Annotated in this window: 16 protein-coding genes; 10 read left to right on the top strand and 6 right to left on the bottom strand. The window is 66.8% G+C overall.

Annotated features, from left to right (window positions below; genetic code table 11):
• Nucleotides 1-25: 25 nt before the first annotated feature.
• Nucleotides 26-1363 (bottom strand): ABC1 kinase family protein, encoded by a 1338-nt coding sequence (locus NA11_RS08600; RefSeq protein WP_069161260.1) that lies wholly within the window; start codon nt 1361-1363, stop codon nt 26-28.
• A 148-nt stretch (nt 1364-1511) separates the two neighbouring features.
• Nucleotides 1512-2288, bottom strand: a complete 777-nt coding sequence (locus tag NA11_RS08595; protein WP_069161259.1) for a GntR family transcriptional regulator — start codon at nt 2286-2288, stop codon at nt 1512-1514.
• Nucleotides 2289-2394: 106 nt separating this feature from the next.
• On the opposite strand from NA11_RS08595, the gene NA11_RS08590 reads away from it, so the two are divergent.
• The 5 genes from NA11_RS08590 to NA11_RS08570 all read left to right on the top strand — a co-directional run bounded on the left by NA11_RS08590 (nt 2395) and on the right by NA11_RS08570 (nt 9006).
• Entirely contained in the window at nt 2395-3915 is a 1521-nt protein-coding gene (locus tag NA11_RS08590; protein WP_245745786.1) for an ABC1 kinase family protein, read from the top strand.
• Nucleotides 3916-4031: 116 nt separating this feature from the next.
• Nucleotides 4032-5681 (top strand): flavin-containing monooxygenase, encoded by a 1650-nt coding sequence (locus NA11_RS08585; RefSeq protein ID WP_069161258.1) that lies wholly within the window; start codon nt 4032-4034, stop codon nt 5679-5681.
• A gap of 15 nt (nt 5682-5696) precedes the next feature.
• A complete protein-coding gene (locus NA11_RS08580; RefSeq protein ID WP_069161257.1) occupies nt 5697-7316 on the top strand; it encodes a flavin-containing monooxygenase in 1620 nt (539 codons plus the stop codon).
• Between the two features lie 141 nt (nt 7317-7457).
• Nucleotides 7458-8255: a 2OG-Fe(II) oxygenase family protein gene (locus NA11_RS08575; protein WP_069161256.1), complete on the top strand. Its 798-nt coding sequence runs from the start codon at nt 7458-7460 to the stop codon at nt 8253-8255.
• A complete protein-coding gene (locus NA11_RS08570; RefSeq protein WP_245745785.1) occupies nt 8242-9006 on the top strand; it encodes an SDR family NAD(P)-dependent oxidoreductase in 765 nt (254 codons plus the stop codon). The genes NA11_RS08575 and NA11_RS08570 overlap by 14 nt, the downstream gene beginning before the upstream one ends.
• Here the strand turns inward: NA11_RS08570 and NA11_RS08565 are convergent.
• Together NA11_RS08565 and NA11_RS08560 are read right to left on the bottom strand one after the other, a co-directional pair.
• Nucleotides 9003-9848, bottom strand: a complete 846-nt coding sequence (locus NA11_RS08565; protein WP_245745784.1) for an SDR family NAD(P)-dependent oxidoreductase — start codon at nt 9846-9848, stop codon at nt 9003-9005. The two genes, NA11_RS08570 and NA11_RS08565, sit on opposite strands and share 4 nt — an antisense overlap.
• A gap of 21 nt (nt 9849-9869) precedes the next feature.
• Entirely contained in the window at nt 9870-10769 is a 900-nt protein-coding gene (locus NA11_RS08560; RefSeq protein WP_069161315.1) for a polysaccharide deacetylase family protein, read from the bottom strand.
• Between the two features lie 206 nt (nt 10770-10975).
• On the opposite strand from NA11_RS08560, the gene NA11_RS08555 reads away from it, so the two are divergent.
• Together NA11_RS08555 and NA11_RS08550 are read left to right on the top strand one after the other, a co-directional pair.
• On the top strand, nt 10976-13345 hold the full coding sequence (locus NA11_RS08555; protein WP_069161255.1) for a lysylphosphatidylglycerol synthase transmembrane domain-containing protein: 2370 nt from the start codon (nt 10976-10978) through the stop codon (nt 13343-13345).
• 302 nt (nt 13346-13647) lie between these two features.
• Nucleotides 13648-14220, top strand: coding sequence for a TetR/AcrR family transcriptional regulator (locus tag NA11_RS08550; RefSeq protein WP_069161254.1), 573 nt, complete (start codon nt 13648-13650; stop codon nt 14218-14220).
• 17 nt (nt 14221-14237) lie between these two features.
• Here NA11_RS08550 and NA11_RS08545 read toward each other — a convergent pair whose 3' ends face one another.
• Nucleotides 14238-15215, bottom strand: a complete 978-nt coding sequence (locus NA11_RS08545; protein ID WP_174567669.1) for an NAD(P)H-dependent flavin oxidoreductase — start codon at nt 15213-15215, stop codon at nt 14238-14240.
• A 344-nt stretch (nt 15216-15559) separates the two neighbouring features.
• On the opposite strand from NA11_RS08545, the gene fadD5 reads away from it, so the two are divergent.
• From fadD5 to NA11_RS08530, 3 genes are all read left to right on the top strand, one after another.
• Nucleotides 15560-17179 carry a fatty-acid--CoA ligase FadD5 gene (fadD5, locus tag NA11_RS08540; RefSeq protein ID WP_069161253.1) on the top strand — a complete coding sequence of 540 codons (1620 nt, stop codon included), beginning with the start codon at nt 15560-15562 and terminating at the stop codon, nt 17177-17179.
• 28 nt (nt 17180-17207) lie between these two features.
• Entirely contained in the window at nt 17208-17813 is a 606-nt protein-coding gene (locus tag NA11_RS08535) for a cysteine hydrolase family protein (RefSeq protein ID WP_069161252.1), read from the top strand.
• A gap of 73 nt (nt 17814-17886) precedes the next feature.
• Nucleotides 17887-18975, top strand: a complete 1089-nt coding sequence (locus NA11_RS08530) for an RNA ligase (ATP) (protein ID WP_069161251.1) — start codon at nt 17887-17889, stop codon at nt 18973-18975.
• A gap of 36 nt (nt 18976-19011) precedes the next feature.
• Here NA11_RS08530 and NA11_RS08525 read toward each other — a convergent pair whose 3' ends face one another.
• A complete protein-coding gene (locus tag NA11_RS08525; protein ID WP_245745783.1) occupies nt 19012-19971 on the bottom strand; it encodes an MBL fold metallo-hydrolase in 960 nt (319 codons plus the stop codon).
• Between the last annotated feature and the right edge of the window lie 7 nt (nt 19972-19978).

The raw sequence follows: 19978 nt of genomic DNA, 5'->3' as shown, positions 1-19978 counted from the left end.
CCGCACAACCGCCCCCCAGCGGCGGTTATGCGGCCTCGCCGTCCTCGGTGAAACCGGGAAGCCACTGGGTGACCAGGTCGACGAACGGTCCTTCGGCATCGAGCTGTGCGCAGACCCCGATGACGCCGGCGAAGACCCGGCCGAGCATCGCCAGTTCCGGAATCTCGGTCGGCGCCTTGACCGCCTTGCTGTTGGTCAGCGAGATGTTGCGCTTCTCGAGGGCGCGAACAGTGTGCCCCTGCAACAACTCTCGGCTGATGTGGACGCTCTCGCCGCGGAGCTGGGCGACGATCGGCGTGACCAGCCGCTCGATCGGACCGAGATCCAAGGCGTGGCCATGGCGCACGAATCCGTTGTCCTGCAGCACAGTGACCAGGTGGTCGTAGTCCTCGTCCATGGCACAGCGCGCGAGTTCGCCGATCACGGGCGGAATTCCACCGGGCAACGCGATCGACGCACCGAAGTCGATGACCCCGAGTCGCCCGTCGTCGAGCAACTGGAAGTTGCCAGGATGCGGATCGCAGTGCAGATACCCGACCCGCACCGGCGCGGACAGCGAGAATTCGATGAGCAGGTGACCTGCCCGGTCACGCTGCGCCTTGGTGCCCCCTGCGATGATCGTGGCCAGCGGGGTGGCCTGCAGCCATTCCGAGACAAGGACTTTCGGCGCGCTCGCGATCACCCTCGGCACCTCGAAGGCCGGGTCGCCCGCGAAGACCTTGGCGAAGCGGCGCTGGTGATCCGCCTCGATCCGATAGTCGAGCTCGTCGGCGGTGCGGTCGATGAACTCCGCGATCAACGCCTTGGTGTCCGCACCGGGCATCATGAGACCGAAAGCGCCGGAGAACATCTGGAGCATCTTCAGATCCGACATGAGCGCGGTGTCCGCACCGGGATACTGCACTTTCACCGCGACGGTGCGCCCGTCCCGCCAGATCGCGCGATGCACCTGGCCGATGCTGGCCGCCGCGATCGGTGTGTCGTCGAAGGTGGTGAAGCGCTCGCGCCAGCGGGTGCCGAGTTGCTCGGCGAGCATGCGATGCACGGAACTGGTCGGCATCGGCGGCGCCTGGGATTGCAGCCTGGTGAGCGCCTCGCGATAACGGTCGGCGAAGCGTGGCGGGATGCTGGCCTCGGCGACGCTCAATGCCTGGCCGAGTTTCATCGCGCCGCCCTTGAGTTCGCCGAGCACCGCGAACACCTGGTCGGCCGCCTTGTCGATGAGTTCGTCATCGAGGTCGCCGCGCGAGGCGCCGGTCATCATCGCGCGACCGGTCGCGGTGACCCGGCGGGCCATGATGCTCATCGGCAACCCCGCCAATTTCGCCGACCTGGCCAATCCCTTACGCCTGCTGCCTGCCATGGTTACCTCGCTTCGCTGCGTGCCACCACCCTATTCTGTCTGAGACAGAGGGTCAATCGGTAACGCGCACGACTAGGGCCGTTTCAGTGCACAGCAGAGGCGCCCGCGGCAGGGCAGAACCGAGTTGCTAAGAGTGTGCCGGGAACTGTCAGGCGCTGGCAGCGTGCCCGTCGTCGGCCTGTTCTTCTGTGCCGCCGACCAACTCGTCGAAGCGGAGCAACACCTTCTCGTGGTACATCCCGAATAAGTCCTCGAACAGTGCCACCTGCGCGTCCGACGGACCGGAACCCGAATCCCACACCGCGGCGAGCGCCCGCCAGACGAGCACGTGCAGGTCCGGCGCGCCGGCGAAGAACGCGTCGACCGCCTCCGGCACCTCGAGCACCATCTCGCCGATCGAGTTCAAGATCGCCCGCTGCATGGAGAGTCCGAGCGCGGTGAGCAGCCTGCGGACCAGTCCGACCTCGATCGCCAAGATCTCGCGCAGATCCGGATCATCCTGCCTGGCAAGCGTTTCGAGCTTGTCGATCTCGGCCTTGAGGACCGCTTGATCCACATCCTGCCCGCTGCTGGTGTAGGCGAGCAATGTCTCCATCACGATGCCGCGCTCGACGTCGACGATGTCGCGGAACATCTCGATCGCGATGTCGGGCATGGGAATCGAGAAGCGGAACAGCTGGCGGTACACATCGACACCGCCGGCCTCGCGCACATCGCGGATGGTGAAGCCCTTGCCGCGGCGCGCTTCGACGAATCCGTTCGTCTCCAGCCGTCCCAGCGTCAGTTGCGCGGTCGCCCGGTTCATCTCGAACTCCTCGGCGACCTGGCGAACAGACGGCATGAGATCCCCCGGCTGATACTCCCCCGCGGCAACCCGGCGCGCCAATTCATCGGCAACGTCGGCGACTACCGTCTGGGATCCCATCGAAGTCACCTTTCGACTACGTTCGTTTACGTCCCAGACAGTCTAAGCCCTACTGTGCCAGACTGCACGTGTGCAACACTGGTCCGCGCACAGTGTGAGGTGAGTCATGAGCATCCGGCGCATCGGCGAAGGTGCCGACGAGGGTTCCGCTAGCGAACGTGCACGGCTGTTCGCGTCTCGCTCCGATGGCAAACCTCCAGTTCGCGGTGCTATTCGCAATGCCAAACTCGCCGCGCTGCCGGTGGCCTTCGCGGGGCGGCGGGCCGCGGGTCTCGGCAAACGTGCGTTGGGCAGGTCGTCCGAAGAAGTCAATCGCGACATCCAATTGCGGACCGCGCAGCACATGTTCGAGGTACTCGGCGAGCTGAAGGGCTGTGCCGCGAAACTCGGTCAGCTGCTTGCCATTTACGAGCTCGGGCTGCCGCAGGAACTCGCCGAACCCTATCGGATCGCCCTGAGCAGGCTGCAGGATTCGGCGCCTGCGATGCTGCCGAAGACCGTGCACGCGGCCATCGCGGCCAGCATGGGCGAGGACTGGCGTTGGCACTTCCAGGAATTCGACGACCGCCGCGCGGCCGCAGCCTCGCTCGGCCAGGTGCACCGCGCGGTGTGGCACGACGGCAGGCAGGTCGCGGTCAAGGTGATGTACCCCGGCGGCCGCCAGTCTGTCGCGGCCGACCTGGAGCAATTGCGCCGGATCTCGCATCTTGCCACCGTTTTTCTGCCCGGCGCCGACGTCAAGGCGGTCACCGAGGCGATCTGCGACTGCGTCAGTGCCGAACTCGATTACGCGGCCGAAGCCGAGTACCAGCGCACCTTCGCGGCGGCCTACGCCGACGACCCGGATTTCTATGTGCCTGCGGTGGTCGCGCAGCGCGGCGACGTGTTGATCACCGAATGGGTCGAGGGCACGCCCGTCACCCGCATCGTGGCCGCGGGCGCGCAGGCCGAGCGGGATCGGGTCGGCATGCTGATGCTGCGGTTCGTCACTTCGGGGTGGGGGCGGCACGGGTTGCTCTACGCCGATCCGCATCCCGGCAATTTCCGGGTGCTGCCGGACGGGCGGCTCGGGGTGGTCGACTTCGGGGCTTGCTGCGACTGGCCGCCCGAGGGTTTCCAGGAGCTGGCCATCGACTACTGCAAGGCCTTCTTCGAGGGCGGGCCGACCGAGCTGGCGGCCGCGACCCGGCGGCACGGTTTCGTCGCGTCCGGACGCGCGTTCGATATCGAGGCGCTCTATGCGGCGGTCGAACCGTGCAGCGAGCCCTTCAAGCACTCGACGTATCGGCTGACCACCCCGTGGCTGCGCAGGCAAGTGCGGCGCACCACGAATCCCCGGCTGTCGAATGTGGTGCGGGAGATGACGATGCCGCCGTACTTCACCCCGTTCGCCCGTGCGGCGTTGACGCTGGCGGGTGTGCTGAGCCAGCTGGAGACCGAGGGTCCGTACCGCGACGAGGTCCTGCGATGGTTGCCGGTGCTGGCCGAAACCCTCGGCGCGATCGCGCCGGCCGACCCCATCGATCCGGCCGACGCAGGCGAGTCCGACCTGCAGGAACCGGTGGACCTGGCCGCGGTGCGAGAACGACGCGCCGCGGCGGCGAACCGCGAGATGTCCGTCAGCTGAACCATATTCCGAGGTGGCCGCGGGGATGCCGCGGCCGCTTCGGCATGCCAGGTCAACTATGGCATGGTGTCCCAGACAGTGATACCGTCGGTAGAGCACTACCAACGGAGGTAATCGTGTCGACAGCACCTGCGCAGGCGGCGCATTCACGTTCGGTCGAGCACCCCGATTTCGAGGTCGTCGTCATCGGTGCCGGCTTCGGCGGCATCGGGATGGGCGTCGAACTCCGCAAGGCGGGAATTCACAACTTCCTGATCATCGACAAGAACAGCGATATCGGCGGCACCTGGCAGGCGAACACCTATCCCGGTGTGGCGGTGGATATTCCGTCGGTCTACTACAGCTTCTCCTACGAGCCGCCGAAGGTGTGGTCGCGCATGTTCGCGCCGGGCGCCGAGGTGAAGCAGTACGCCGACCAGGTGGTCGACAAGTACGGGCTGCGGCCGCGAATCCTGTTGAACACCAAGGTCGTCGGTGGCGAGTGGGACGAAGACAACCACCTGTGGCGCGGCAAACTCGATACCGGCCAGGAGGTGAGCTCGCGGTACGTCGTCGGCGCGGTCGGCGGTCTCGAAGTGCCGAAGATGCCCGAGATCGAGGGCATCGACGGCTTCGGCGGCAAGATCGTGCACACCGCGCAGTGGGATCACGACTACGACTACTCGGGCAAGCGGATCGCGGTCATCGGCACCGGCGCGACCGCGCTGCAACTGATTCCGGAAATGGCCGATATCGCCGCCCAGCTCACGGTCTTCCAACGCCGTCCGATCTGGGTGGCGCCGAAACCGGACTTCCCGATTCCGGCCATCGCCAAGGAGCTGATGGTCAATGTCGGCCCGCTGCGCCGGGCACTGCGCGCGGCGGTGACACTCGGCATCGACTTCGGCATCTCCGGCGTCGGGGTGTTCCACAGCCGAATCCCCGGCCTGGTCAAGCTCGCCCGACGTGGCGGAGGCGCGATGTATCGCGCCCAACTGCCTGGCGATCCCGAACTGGCACAACGGTTGACGCCGGAGTACGCGCCCGGCTGCAAGCGGCCGTCGGTGTCGAACCGCTACCTGCGCACGTTCACCAAGGACCATGTCGAGCTGGTCACCGATCCGATCAAGAAGATCACCAAGACCGGCATCGTCACCGCGGACGGAGTACTGCGCAAGGCCGATGTCCTGGTGTGCGCCACCGGATTCCGGGTGATGGACAAGGGCTATACGCCGCCGTATCCGCTGATCGGGCGTGACGGTCTCGATCTCGGCGAGTTCTGGGACCGCCATCATTACCAGGCGTATCAGGGCGTGACCATCCCGAAGTTCCCGAATCTGTTCATGATCACCGGGCCGTACGGCTTCGCGGCAGGCTCCTATCTCGCGATGATCGAGTGCACCAGCAGGCACGCCGCCCGGGCGATCAAGGAGGCGCGCAGGCGCGGAGCCACCGCGGTGGAGATCAAACAGGAGCCGCACGACGCCTACTACGCGCAGTGCGTGCGGCGTGGGTCGAAGACGATGTGGCTGTCGGATGCCTGCGAAGGCTCCAATACCTACTACGTCAACTACCAGGGCGATCCGGCCGCCATCCGGCCCAGCACCCACCTCGAAATGTGGTGGGGCAACAAGCATTTCCCGTTCAACCACTACTCGTTCACGCAGCTGCCCGGCCGGACGAGCGTGGTGCACACCGGCGAGCTCGAGGACGTCCGGCCTGCGTCGTTCACCAACGACGACATGGCCGAGTTCTTCCGCACCCGCAGGTCGAGCGTCCGCACCTAGGAGAGAAGTAGACCCGTGGTAGTTCCCTCGAAAGTCCCTGATTCCGACCAGGGTTCGGCGCCGTACGACCACGAGGTGGTCGTCATCGGCGCCGGGCCGGGCGGTATCGCGGCGGGCGTGAAGTTGCAGCAGGCAGGCGTCGCGAACTTCGCCATCCTCGAACGTGCCGACGAGGTCGGCGGTAGCTGGCACGAGAACCGCTACCCCGGGCTGAGCGTCGACGTGCCCGCGCTCACCTACCAGTATTCGTTCGCGCGAAACCCCAACTGGACCAGGTTCTTTCCGCGCGGCCCCGAAGTGAAGGCGTACCACGTCGACGTGGCGAAGCGGTTCGGCCTGTACCCGCACCTGCGCTTAGGCGTCGACATCGTCAAACAGGTCTGGGACGAGCAGCGGCACGTGTGGCAGCTGTTCGCCGCCGACGGCACCGTGGTCACCGCGCGTTTCGTGATCAGCGCGGTCGGCGCCTTCATCAACCCGAAGGCCGATCCCGGCATCCCCGGTCTGGCCGCCTACACCGGCAAAGTGCAGCGGCCCAGCGATTGGGACGCGGACTACGACTACACGGGCAAGCGCGTCGCGGTGATCGGCACCGGCGCGAGCTCGGTGCAGATCGTGCCGTCGCTGGCGCCACAGGTCGCCGAACTCGCGGTGTTCCAACGGACTCCGGTCTGGTCGGTGCCCAAACCCGACTACGCGGTGCCACCCTCGGTGCAGGCCGTCCTGCGCGTGCCCGGCGTCCAGGCGGGGATCAACACCACGGTGCTCGTCGCCGTCGACCTCACCCTGCGCGCCGGTGTTTCCGCGCCGCTGTGGCTGGCGAAACCGGCGCTGCGTTCGATGGACGCGGTGGCGATCGCGGCCTACCGACGCTACCTGCGCTGGGTGGTCAAGGATCCGGCGACCGCGGCCGCACTCACACCGAACTACGGCCCGATTGCCAAGCGCCCCACCATGTCCAACTACACCTTCGCCTTCAATCGGGACAACGTCGAGCTGATCACCACCCCGATCGCCCGAATCACCGAGGCGGGCATCGAAACCGCCGACGGCGTCGAGCACCGGTTCGACATGATCGTCCTCGCCACCGGCTACGAGGTGTTCTCCGACCCGGAGTCCTACCGCCCCGGCGCCATCCTCGGCCGCGACGGATTCGACCTGAGCACGTTCTTCACCGAGCACGGTCTGCAGGCATACCAGAGCGTGGCGCTGCCCGACCTGCCGAACTGGTGGATGCTGGTCGGACCGTATTCGTGGACCGGAAGCGGCTGGCACGCGTTCGTCGAGATGACGGCCGACCACGCGGTGCGCGCGATCACCGAAGCGCGGCGCAGGAAGGCATCGATGATGGCGGTGCGGCAGTCGGTGCACGAGGCCTACCACCGGCGCATCCATCGCAAGGCCGCGGCGCTGCGCTTCTACCTGGCCGAGTTGAACGGCCACGTGCCGACCTACTACCGGAACTCTCAGGGCGACACCACCTATGTGCGCCCGTCGGGCTTCTACGAGGCGCGCCGCGGCAACCGCAAGTTCCCTCTCGACGACTACGAATACGGCGTGCTCGGCGCTGCTCCCGCCGTCGTCCCTGCGAAATCGAACGGAAAGGCACCACGCACGACGACCATCACCGCCTGATCATCGATCGGTCGCGGATTTTCCCGACCTACCAGGTCACCTGAACTCCGTCCGTCTCCTGACCGGCCGCCCCGATAACTCCCGCCAGCGCGGGCGCGCGTCGGGCAATATGATCGCCAGTGGTTCGACCACGAGGGAGTGATGGTGACAGCCGAGTCGGTGCTGGAGGCGCAAACGACGGCCAAGGAGTTCGCGGACCTGTTCGCCCATCGGCGCTGGGTACACCGCACGCAACCGTTCCCGCACGTGTACGCCAGGGACGTGTTCGTTCCCGAGTTCTATCAGCGGCTCACCGACGACCTCGCCAAGCTCCGCGAGGAATCCCCCGGCCTGTTCGGCAAGGTGGCGGCGAACTACAGCGCCGACGGCGTCCGGCTGGCCGATGTGCCGAAGGACAGCGCCCTCGCCGTGTTCGCCTCCCGCGCATGGCACGACCTCGTCGCCGGGATCGCAGGCATCACCGCGACCGGCGACGTCGAGGGATCCGTGCACCATCATGCGCCGGGCGCGCCGTACGGCTGGCCGCACAACGATCTCAATCCCGCCTGGTTTCCCGGCGAACCGCCCGGCCCCGACGAGGTGCGGCTACCGAACGGCACCGTGGATATCAAGACCGGTCACCGCGCGGACGGCGTCGACGCGCGCGCGACGGTGCGCGCCGTGGCAGTGCTGTTCTACCTCGGTAACCCCGACTGGGAGCACGGCGACGGCGGCGAGACCGCGCTCTACGACCACCTCGGCGAGAACGGGCGGGCACCGCAGCTCACTCTCATTCCGCCACTGAACAATTCGCTGCTCCTGTTCGAGGTCACGCCGCGAACGTGGCATACCTTCGCCGGCGGCAACACCAAGGACCGCAACAGCGTCGTGATGTGGGTGCATCGGACCAAGGCCGAGGCCGTCGACCGCTTCGGAGGAGACCGCATTGTCTACTGGTGAACGCAGGGTCTGTCTGCTCACGGGCGCGAGCGGCACCCTGGGTGACCTCTTCTGCCGCACCTACTACACCGACTACGACATCGTCGCGGTGTGCCGCACCCGCACGCCTGCGGTGCCGTCGCAGCTGGAGTGGTACGTCGATCCGCTCGCACCGGAACAGCCACTCCCCGAGAACGATTCGCGAGTGTTCGTGGTCAGAGCCGACCTCACCGAACCTGGCGAGGTGGAGCGGGTGGTCGATCTCGCACTCGCCCGCTACGGGCGCGTCGATCTGCTGGTCAACAATGCCGCGCATGTGCAGCTGCACCCGCGCGGGATCGTCGACGGTGACGCCGCGCTCGACGCGTTCGATCCGCATTTCCAGCTGAATGTCGCAGTGCCGCTGCGCTTCTCGGCCAGGCTGGCACAGCGGTTCTGGATGCAGGCCGGTCCGCAGAACCGGGCAGCGAACCGGAATATCGTGAACGTCTCCAGCATTTCCGGCACCGAGGTGTACCCGGGCCAGGCGATGTACTCGGCGTCGAAGGCCGCGCTGAACCAGCTGACCAGAAGCATCGCCGACGAGTTCGCGGAGTTCGGGGTGCGCGCGAATGCCATCGCGCCGACCACCTTTCCGGCGCTGGTGCCGACCGAGCAGGTCGCGCAGTCGATCATCGAGCTCGATCAGAGCACGCTGACCGGTGGCGTGTTCGGTGTCGGTGTCGAGCCGGACGCCGCGGCAGGCGCCCGGCTCGCCGACGCCGAACACTAGCGCGGCGCGCCGGTGATCTGCTCGGACATCTCCCACAGCTGTTGGGCCAGAGCAGGATCCACCGCCTGCTTGACGCTCGGCGGTTCCAGCTTCGTCCGGTGGAAGTACTGACCGTTGATCGGCTCGTCCGTGGTCGCCAAGTGCACCAACGGTTCCGAGCCCTTCTCGGGCCTGATGAAGAACGGCTTGCTCAACGGAGACCGGATGAGCGTGCCGAGCCCGAACGGCGCGTTGTCGTAGACGTGGGTGGCAACCGCGCCGGGATGGAAAGCGGCGGTGACCAATCCGGTGCCCTCGGTGCGCCTGGCCAGCTCCCTGGTGAACACGATGTTGGCCAGCTTGGACGCGGCGTAGGCGCCCATCTGGTTGAACGAGCCGGTCGTCGCGTTGACGGTGTCGAGATTCAGCTTGGCCATCCGGTACGTCACGCTCGCGGTGTTGATCACGCGCGCCTGCGACTGGACGAGCCGGTCGAGGAGCAGGGTGGTCAGCAGGAACGGGGACAGGTGGTTGACCTGGAAGGTCAGCTCGTTGCCGTCGGCGGTGGCGGTGCGCTTGGGCCATGAGCCGCCCGCGTTGTTGGCGAGCACGTCGATCCGCGGATAGCGATCGAGCAGCTGGTCGGCGAGTTTGCGCACCTCGTCGAAGCGGGCGAAATCGGCGAGGAACGGCTCGCCGCCCGCCTTGGCCGCGACCTCGGCGGTGCGCTCCGGGTCACGACCGACCACCGCGACGGTGGCGCCGCGCGCCCCCAAGGTCGCCGCCGCCACCGCGCCGATGCCGGAACTAGCCCCGGTCAGCACCACTGTCTTGCCTGTCAGATCCTGGTCCTGCACAGCCATCCCTGCCTCCTGAGCATTGGCCTACCTGACCTGATCGTCTTCGGCCTGCGCGGATTCGGCAAGTGGTGACGCGCTAGAGAAGTGCGCGGCGATATCGTCGGCGGTGGTCAGCCACACCCCGGGATAATTCGCCACGTAGTCCAGCGCTTGGTCCAGGTACTTGGCCCGGAACGCCTGCCCGATGACGAACGGGTGCAGGGCCAGCGCCAGTATCCGGCCGCTGTCGGCCGACTCGGCGTAGAGCTGGTCGAGCTGGTCCTTGACGATCTGGACGAAATCCGGCCCGCTGGTGGCTTTGCCGACGAACAGCGAGATGTCGTTCAGCTCAACGCTGTACGGGACGCTGAGCAGGCCGGGCACGTTCAGCCGGTAGGGCTGATCGTCGTTGGTCCAGTCGAGCACATAGCTCAGCCCGAGCTCGGCCAAAAGCTCAGGGGTGTGGAAGGTTTCGGAGAGCGCGGGTCCCATCCAGCCGCGCGGCCTGGTGCCGGTGGCCTGTTCGATGGTGTCGACCACCTCGGTGAGGTAGTCGCGCTCTTGCTCGATCGACATGTCAGCCTGCAGGATCGAGTTGTTCTTGCCGTGGGCGAGCCACGCCCATTCCCTGGCGACGCCGGCCGTGATGATCTGCGGATTATGTTCGACCACATCGGAATTGAGCAGCACACTGGCGCGGAGGTGATGCCGGTCGAGGATGTCGAGCACCCGCCAGAAGCCGACCCGTGGGCCGTAATCGCGCCAGCCGTAGTTCAACGGGTCGGGGGTCAGTTCTGCGGTGCCCGCGAAAATGCTCGTCGAAGGCCGATCCACTTGGTAGTGCTCGATATTGAGGCCGACATAAAAGGCGACCCGAGCACCATCGGGCCAGTGGATCGGCGCGCGGTCGACAATGGGGCTGAAGTCATAGAGTCCGTTGTCCATACCGCCATTGTCGAACCTGACACCAATGTCAGATACAACGATCGGCCGGGTGAGATACCGCACACGGCAAGCCGGCCACGCGGACTTGGCCAGCACAGACGCGGCGTGTTGGTGTGTATCGTGCACGCCGGTCTCCTGCATACTCACCGAAAGGTGAGCGAGGGTGCCCGACGCAGCTCCAACTCGATCCGAAAGTACCGATACTCATGCGAGTCGACGGGCGGGAAATCCCGGTAACGGGCAACCTGCTACAACCGCTGATCCGGCGGACCAGTGACATCGTCCGAGTCGTGCTCGCGGCGTTGTGGGTTGGGGTCGTCATCGCCGCGTCGTTGATCACCCGGCCGGAATGGCTGCAGCTGGAAAAGTCACTGTCCAACATCGTCGGATTCCTCGAACCCGAGCAGTCCAACCTGGTGTACCTCGTCTACGGCATGGCGATCGTCGCGTTGCCCTTCGCCATCTTGATCGAGCTCATCATCGGCAGACAATGGAAACTGCTTGCCGGGTACGCGGCGGCAGGCCTGATCGCCGGACTCCTGCTCTCGATCACCGGAACCGGCCTTTCCGCGCCGAAATGGCATTTCGAGCCCAATCGGCTCGATACCTTCCTCTCCCAATTCCTGGACGATCCGCGCTGGATCGCGATGCTGGCGGCGGTGCTCACGGTGTCGAGCCCGTGGCTGCCCAACCGCCCGCGCCGGTATCTGTGGTTCCTGCTGCTCGCGTTCGCGCCGATCCACCTGGTCGTCAGTACCGTCGTGCCCGCGCGGGCGATGTTCGGGCTCGCCGTCGGCTGGCTGGTCGGCGCGATTCTCGTGTGGCTGGTCGGCACGCCCGCACTGGAGGTGCCGCTGGACGCGGCCGCGCGGGTGCTGGCCAAGCGGGGGCACACGGTCACCCGGTTCACCGTCGTGCATCCGGCAGGCCGGGGTCCGCTGGTGCTCGCCGCCGCCATCGACGGGCCGGAACGCGAGCTCGTCATCGAGCTGTACGGCAAGAATCAGCGCAGCTTCGGGGCGCTGCGCCAGCTGTGGCGCTGGCTCACCTTCCGCGCCAGCGAAACCGCGGCGCTGCACGGATCGATGCACCGTGCCGTCGAGCATCGCGCGCTGATCACCATCGCGGTCGGCGACCTCGGGCTGGCGAGCAGCACCTCGGTCGCGGTCGCTGCGCTCGATCGCGGCTGGATGCTGCACGCGCACACCATGCCGAAGGGCACACCGCTCACCGAACTGCCAGCCGAACAGCTGACGCAGGTGTGGACCGGGCTGCGCGCACTGCACGACGGCCAGATCTCGCACGGCGACCTGCGCCCCACCGAGATCCGAATCGACAACGGCAGCACGCTGTTCGGCGGATTCGCCAGCGCGGAGTACGGCGCGTCGACCAAGCAGCAGCAGTCCGACATCGCACAGCTGCTGGTGTCGACGACCGCGATCTTCGGCAAGGAGGCCGCGGTGTGCGCGGCCATCGAATCACTCGGCGCACCGGCCGTACTGGCCGCGGCGAGCCGATTGATCAAGTCCGCCATGCCGGTCGGGCTCCGCAGGTCGGTCCCCGAGTGGAAGCACGCCCTGTCCGAGGCGCGCGATGAAGTGCGTAAGCAGACCGGGCAGGATCGGATCGAAGCCGAGCAGATCACCCGGTTCACCCGCAACCAGATCATTCAGCTCGTGCTGCTGATCGGGCTCGTCTACGTCGCGTATCCGTTCATCAGCGCGGTGCCGACCTTCTTCACCCAGCTGAAGTCGGCGAACTGGTGGTGGGCGCTGCTCGGGCTCGCCGTGTCGTGCCTGACGTATGTCGGTGCGGCAGCGGCACTGTGGGCCTGCGCCTCCGGTGCGGTCAGCTTCCGCAATCTGGTGATCATGCAGATCGCCAACACCTTTGCCGCGACGACCACCCCGGCCAGGGTCGGTGGGCTCGCGCTCAGCGTGCGGTTCCTGCAGAAAGGCGGCATCGGCGCCGTGCGTGCCACCGCCTCGGTCGCGTTGCAGCAGGCGGTGCAGGTGATCACGCACCTGAGCCTGCTCGCCGTGTTCAGCGTCGCGGCGGGCACCTCGGCCAATCTCTCGCATTTCGTGCCGGACCCCACGGTGTTGTATCTGCTTGCCGGTGTCGGGGTCGGCATCATCGGCACGTTCATGTTCGTGCCGACATTGCGTCGCTGGCTGAACAATTCGGTGCGGCCCCAATTGCAGGAAGTGCTCGGTGAACTCGGCCAGCTGGCCCGCGATCCCAAGCGTTTCTCGGTGATCATCCTCGGCTGTGCCGCGATCACCCTCGGCATGGCGGGTGCGCTGTGGGCCAGCGTCGAGGCATTCGGTGGCGGCACCACTTTCGTGACCGTCACCATCGTCACCATGATCGGCGGCACGCTCGCCTCCGCGGCGCCGACGCCAGGCGGTGTCGGCGCCGTCGAGGCCGCGCTGATCGGCGGTCTCGCCGCCTTCGGCCTTCCTGCGAATATCGCGGTGCCCTCGGTGCTGCTCTACCGCGTGCTCACCTGCTGGCTTCCGGTGTTCTGCGGCTGGCCGACCATGCGCTGGCTGGCGTCGAAGGACATGATCTAGCCCCTAATTCCTTGGTGGCGCACGGAAATGTGAAAGTCACCAAAACGAAGCTGGCATCCGATGGCAGTCGAACGGAAATACTGCCGCGAATACGCCATAACCGTGGGAGTTGGTAGGCAGAACTCCGGTTTCGGTGTCATGGTGACTGGGTCCGATGGAAGACTGGGGTGCGTTTTTGGTCATGCGTTCATGGCCGGGAGGTGTCCACACTTCGACCAGGGGCAAAATATCGGAAACCGTTCCGCTCGGGACGGATTCGCGACAGTTGTACGGGAGGCACATTGTCGTCGGAAGTGAAAAGAGTGACAGGCAGCACGGATCGCCGGGTACGGCGGACCAAGAGCCTGCTGCATCGGGCATTGATCGAACTCATGCTCGAACGTGGCTATGACCGAATCTCGGTGCGCGACATACTGCATCGCGCCGACGTCGGCCGGTCCACGTTCTACGCGCACTTCCGGGACAAGGACGATCTGCTGCTGCTGAGCAGCACCGACTATCTGCGCGCCGCGGTGACCGCGACCGGATCCGGCGACACCGACGCCACGGTGCCGCTGGCGCCGGTGCACACGCTTTTCCAGATGGCGGCGGCGAATCCCGAGGTGTACCAGGCCCTACTCGGCCGCAAAAGCGGTGCGCTGCTGCTGCGTACGACGCGGGAAATGGTCGCCGACATCCTCACCGAGCACCTATCCGAACTGCTGGACATGGACGAGGCCGAGTTCGCCGCGACCATGACGTTCCTGTCCTGGGGCATCGTCGGGGTGCTCGGTGCGATCGCCGATGCCGACCCGCCCATCGCCCCTGCCGAGGCGTATCAGCGCCTGGAGCAACTGATCGAACCCGGCCTGTCCAGCCGGGTCCGCACCGGTTGAGTCGCAAAGATGGCTGGCTAGCCGACGATAACGGTGTCGGCTAGGCGGGCGGTGATGAGTTCTTCGGCCTCGCGGACCATCCGGGTGATCAGCTCTTCGCAGGTCGGGATGTCGTGGATGAGGCCTTGGACCTGACCTGCGCTCCAGATGCCTGCGTCGAGGTCGCCCTCCTCGAAGACGCGCCGGCCGCGGGCACCGGCGACGAGATCACGGACGTCCTCGAAAGTGCCTCCTGCCTTTTCGATTTCGACGACCTTGCGGCTGATCTCGTTGTCGGCGACGCGGGCGGTATTGCGCATGGTGCGGAAGATCAGCTGAGTGTCGCGCTCGGAGTGGGCGACGATCTGTTCCTTGACCTTCTGGTGCACCGCGGATTCCTGGGTGCACAGGAAGCGGGTGCCCATGTTGACGCCGTCCGCGCCGAGCGCAAGGGCGGCGACGAGGCCGCTGGCGTCGGCGAAACCGCCGGAGGCGACCATCGGGATCTCCAAAACCCGTGCGGCGGCAGGGATCAGGATCAGACCGGGGACATCGTCCTCGCCGGGGTGGCCCGCGCATTCGAAGCCGTCGATGCTGACGCCGTCGACGCCGATCCGCTGCGCCTTCAGCGCGTGCCGGACGCTGGTGCACTTGTGCAGCACCTTGATGCCCGCGTCCTTGTAGTACGGCAGGAACGGTTCGGGATTGCTGCCCGCCGTCTCGACGATCTTGACGCCGCTCTCGATGATGGCCTGCACGTACTCGGCGTACGGCGGCGGGTTGATCGACGGCAGGATGGTGACGTTCACGCCGAACGGCTTGTCGGTCAGCTCCCTGGTGCGGTCGATCTCGCGCCGCAGATCGTCCGGCGTCGGCTGAGTGAGCGCGGTGATGAACCCGAGCCCGCCCGCGTTGGCGACGGCCGCGACGAGTTCGGCACGGCCGACCCACATCATGCCGCCCTGCACGATCGGGTGTTCCACACCGAAGGTTTCGGTGAACCTGGTACGCAGCATTGCGCTCTCCTTGTGTTCGCGCGGGCGTGCCAGTTCGCCCGGACCCGTCGATGGTGACACGAGGGTCCGCTCGGGTTCAACTCCTAAGTAAGCCAGCGTTCGCATCCCGATGACACGTCAGAGCAGCTTCTACCGGACCACAACGCCTCGATGTAGCGGGAAACTAGCAGCTAACAGGCATTTGCTCGGAGCGGCCACACGATCAGCTCGATTAACGACGGTTCGTATGCCGAACGCTTGCCCGGCGATTAAGTTAATTGCTATTCTGCTGTCCAGATCAGCCCGCACCCTGCTCTCGACCACCTCAGGCGGACGCAGGTTCGGGTCCGAGAGGAGTTCGTGGCATGACCACCGGTTTCCAGGCGCTCGACGAACCGATCAGGTCGCGCCGCAACCACTGGAACAACCAGCTCGCCACCCACGCGCAGATGCGCCCGGACGCGACCGCCGTGCGATTCCGCGGGACGGACACCACGTGGCGGCAGCTGCACGAGCGCTCACTGAAGTTCGCCGACGCGCTGGCCCGCCGCGGCATCGGCTTCGGCGACCGGGTGCTGATCCTGGCGCTGAACTACCCCGAATACCTGGAGACCGTCTTCGGCATCAACGCGCTCGGCGCCATCGCGGTGCCGGTGAACTTCCGGCTCACCCCGCCCGAGGTCGCCTACATCGTGAGCGACAGCGGCGCCAAGGCCATCGTCACCGACACCGTGCTGCAGCCGCTGGCCGCCGCCGTCCGGGCCCAGTCGCCCGCGCTGGAGACCTGCATCGTGATCGGTGGTCAGAGCGCCCCCGGCGCCAACGACCTCAGCGTCCCCGGCGCCAACGACCTCAGCGGCGACGGCGTCCTCGGCTTCGACGACCTGCTCGCCGAGGACGGCGCGCCACACGCGCCGCTGGATATCGCGGAAGACACTCCGGCGCTGATCATGTACACCTCGGGAACCACCGGAAGCCCGAAGGGCGCGGTGCTGTCCTACGCGAACATGAATTCCCAAGCGCTGACCTGCATTCGGGCGCTGACGATGACCCAGGATTCCGTCGGCTTCTGCACCTCGCCGCTCTTCCACATCGCCGGACTCGGCAGTCTCGCACCGGCTTTCCTGCTCGGCTGCAAAACCGTGCTGCATCCGCTCGGCGCGTTCGACGCAGGCGAATTCCTCGACGCGGTCGAACGCGAGCAAGCCACCTCGGCCTTCTGCGTGCCCGCCCAGTGGCAGCTCATCTGCGATCACCCCACGGTGCGCGACCGCAAGCTGGCGCTCGAGGTGCTCAGCTGGGGTGCGGCCCCCGCCTCGGATACGGTGCTGCGCGCCATGTCCGACTGCTTCCCGAACGCGGTCAACGTCGCGGTCTTCGGGCAGACCGAGATGTCGCCGATCACCTGCGTGCTCGAGGGCAAGGACGCGTTGCGCAAACTCGGCTCGGTCGGCACGCCGATTCCGACCATCCAGACGCGCATCGTCGACGACGAGATGAACGATGTCGCACCCGGTGAGATCGGCGAAATCGTCTATCGCGGACCGACTCTCATGCAGGGCTACTGGAACAAGCCGGAGGCGACGGCGGAAGCGTTCGCCGGCGGCTGGTTCCACTCGGGCGACCTGGTGCGCCGAGACGCGGACGGCTTCATCTACGTGGTCGACCGCAAGAAGGACATGATCATTTCCGGCGGCGAGAACATCTACTGCGCGGAGGTGGAGAACGTGCTCTTCGCGCATCCGAAGATCCGCGAGGCGGCCGTGATCGGCAGGGCGCACGAGAAATGGGGCGAGGTTCCGGTCGCCGTCGTCGCGCTCACCAGCGCCGACGACACGCTGACCCTGGCAGAGTTGACGGAATTCCTCAACGAGAACCTGGCGCGCTACAAACACCCCAAGGACCTGGTGCTGGTCGCGGAGCTGCCGCGCAATGCGAGCGGCAAGGTGGTCAAAGTCCAACTGCGCAAGGATTATTCATCCTGACCCCAGCCACCTGGGATACGGTCGGTCCATGGCCATCCCTCGTATCCGCGCGGCAGTGCTCGCGCTGCACTGGCAGGTGAATGTGATCAAGCCCGAAGGCTTCTTCGGGCCGATGCTGGCCGAGCCGGTCGCCGCCAGCGGCGTGCTGGCGCGCGCGGTGCGCTTCCACGAGGCGGCCGCCGCCGCGGAAACGCCGGTGATCTTCACCAGGTTCACCATTCCGGTCGGCGAAGGCGAACTGGTCCGCAACACCGGCTTCATGCGGTCGGTGGGCGCGGCACAGACCGAGTTCCGGCCGGAATCCCCAGGCACCCAGCTCATTCCGGAGATGTCAGGCCAGCCGAGCGAGGTGTTCGACAACCAGAAGCTGTCCGGGCTGGCCGGCAACAAACTCGCCGACTGGTTCGCCGGGCACGGCATCGACACGCTGTTCGTCACCGGCGTCGCGACCAACCTGACCGTGGAGCAAACCGCAAGGCACGCCACCGATCTCGGTTTCACCGTGCACGCGGTGGCCGACTGCGTCGCGGCGGCGACACCGGATGCGCACGAGGCCGCGCTGGCCAACCTCGAACTCGTCACGGCGGGCTCGCTGACCGCAGCGCAGTCCTTGGAGCTGATCACCCGCCGCTGATCGGGCCCGCGAAAACCGTTCGACCAGCGGCGGTTCCGAGCCATACGCTGACCTGGAATCGAACGGGGGTTCCATGTCTACGTTTCAAGTAACCGCTGAGCGGCTGGTCGTCCACCCGCATCCGAACGCGGATCGGCTCGAGCTCGCGCAGGTCGGGCTCTACCGGGCCGTTGTCGCCAAGGGCGCGTTCGTGACCGGTGACTACGCGCTGTACATCCCCGAGCAGGCGGTGTTGCCCGAGGCACTGATCGCCGAGCTCGGGCTGACCGGCAAGCTGGCGGGTGGCGCGCACAACCGGGTCAAGACGGTGCGGCTGCGCGGCGAGGTGTCGCAGGGCATCGTCTGCCTGCCAGAGCTGGTCGGCGCGGTGGACCTGGCGCAGGCCGCGACCGAGCGCACCGATTTCGCCGAGCTGCTCGGCGTGGTCAAGTGGGTCCCGCCGATCCCGGTGTCGATGTCGGGTGCGGTGGAGTCCGCGCCCGACCTGATCCGGTGGATCGACGTCGAGAACATCAAGCGCTACCCGGACATCTTCGTCCCGGGCGAACCGGTGGTCGCCACCGAAAAGATCCACGGCACCGCCTGTTTGCTGACCTACCTCCGGGAGTCGGACCGAATCCAGGTGTCCTCCAAGGGCATCGGCGCGCAGTCGCTGGCGCTGATGTCGGTCGAGGGCAACCTGTACTGGCGCGCCGCGCACCGGCACGGCCTCATCGAGGCCGCACGCAAGCTCGCTGCGGCACTCGACGTCGCGCGGGTCGGCCTGTTCGGCGAGGTCTACGGCGCGGGCGTGCAGGACCTGCACTACGGCGCCAGCGCCAGGCAGGACGAGACCCTCGGCTACGCGCTGTTCGACATCGCGATCGAACAGGCAGGCGTGGTGCGCTGGCTCGACCACGCCGAAATCGGTGCGGTGCTCGGCGATCTCGGGGTGACGGTGCCGCGCGCACCCGTGCTGCACGAAGGCCCGTACGACATCGAGCTGCTGCTCCGGCTCGCGGAGGGCGCCGAGACGGTCACCGGCACGGCGACCAACATCCGTGAGGGTGTGGTGATCCGGCCTGCGGCAGAACGGTATTCGCCGATCCTCGGCGGCCGGGCGATCGGCAAGATCGTGTCCGACGCGTACCTGCTCCGCGACGGGGGCACCGAGTACGAGTGAGGCCGCGGGGCCGGGTAGGCATATCCGGCCCCGCCGCTACGCCCTGGCGTGCACCGCAGCGTAGTCGTGGCTTGCGATGATCTCGATGTCCGCGGGCAGCGCATGCATGCGCTGGATGGTGCGGAACGCCTCGTCGCGGTCGGCATCGACGAGTTGCCCCGGCATCGGCGCCTTCTCCCGAATCAGCTCCACCTGCAGTTTGTTCCAGATCGAGTCGCCTGCCAGCAGCACCCGGGTGCCGTCGTCGACCGCGAGCAGGACACCGATGCTGCCAGGGGTGTGACCCGCAAGGTCGACGAGCACGACCGCGCCGTCGCCGAACACATCATGGCTGCGCGGGAAGGTGAGCACGGGCGGCCCGTCGAGTTCCACCGGCGCGATGGTCTGGCCACGCAAGGGTGCGCGGACCACACCGATCGGGGCCTCGTCGCCGTGCATGGCCCAGTCGTACTCGACGGCGGGCAGCCGGAGCTCGAGCGAGTCCGGCAGCTCGAGCAGGCCGGAAACGTGGTCCCAGTGCAGGTGGGTGGCCAGCATGAAGTCGATATCGGACGGCCCGAGGTCGCGCGCGGCGAGCGCGTTGCTCAGTCCGAGCACCGGCTTGTCCGGGGACACCAGCTTGCCGAAGGGAAACGGCAGCCCGGGCAGGACGCGCTCGTGCACGTCCGAGCAGATGGCCGGATCGACGAGGAACCGCGCCTGCGGATGCTCGACCAGGAATGTGCCCATCGCCATCGGCACCTCGCGCAGGCTGCGCACGCCCTCGGCGACCAGGATGGTCGGTGCGGCCATCTTGGCCTGCGGTATGGCGGTCAGCCGGACCGTTGCCTCGCCCTTCGGGGCGGGGGCGGTGCTGAGCCCGGCAAGAAACGCCTGGTCAGGTTGGCGTGGTCGGAGCAGGCGGCGCGGCGTGGCAGCCAGTGCCGTGCAGCACCTGGCCAGCGTGCTGAACGTTCCGGGTCGTCCATCGGCCAGGCCTGCGGCGTTTTCGGTCACCTCGCCA

The sequence above is a fragment of the Nocardia altamirensis NBRC 108246 genome, assembly GCF_001612685.1.
Classification (GTDB): domain Bacteria; phylum Actinomycetota; class Actinomycetes; order Mycobacteriales; family Mycobacteriaceae; genus Nocardia; species Nocardia altamirensis.
This window is presented reverse-complemented; position numbering and strand designations above follow the sequence as displayed.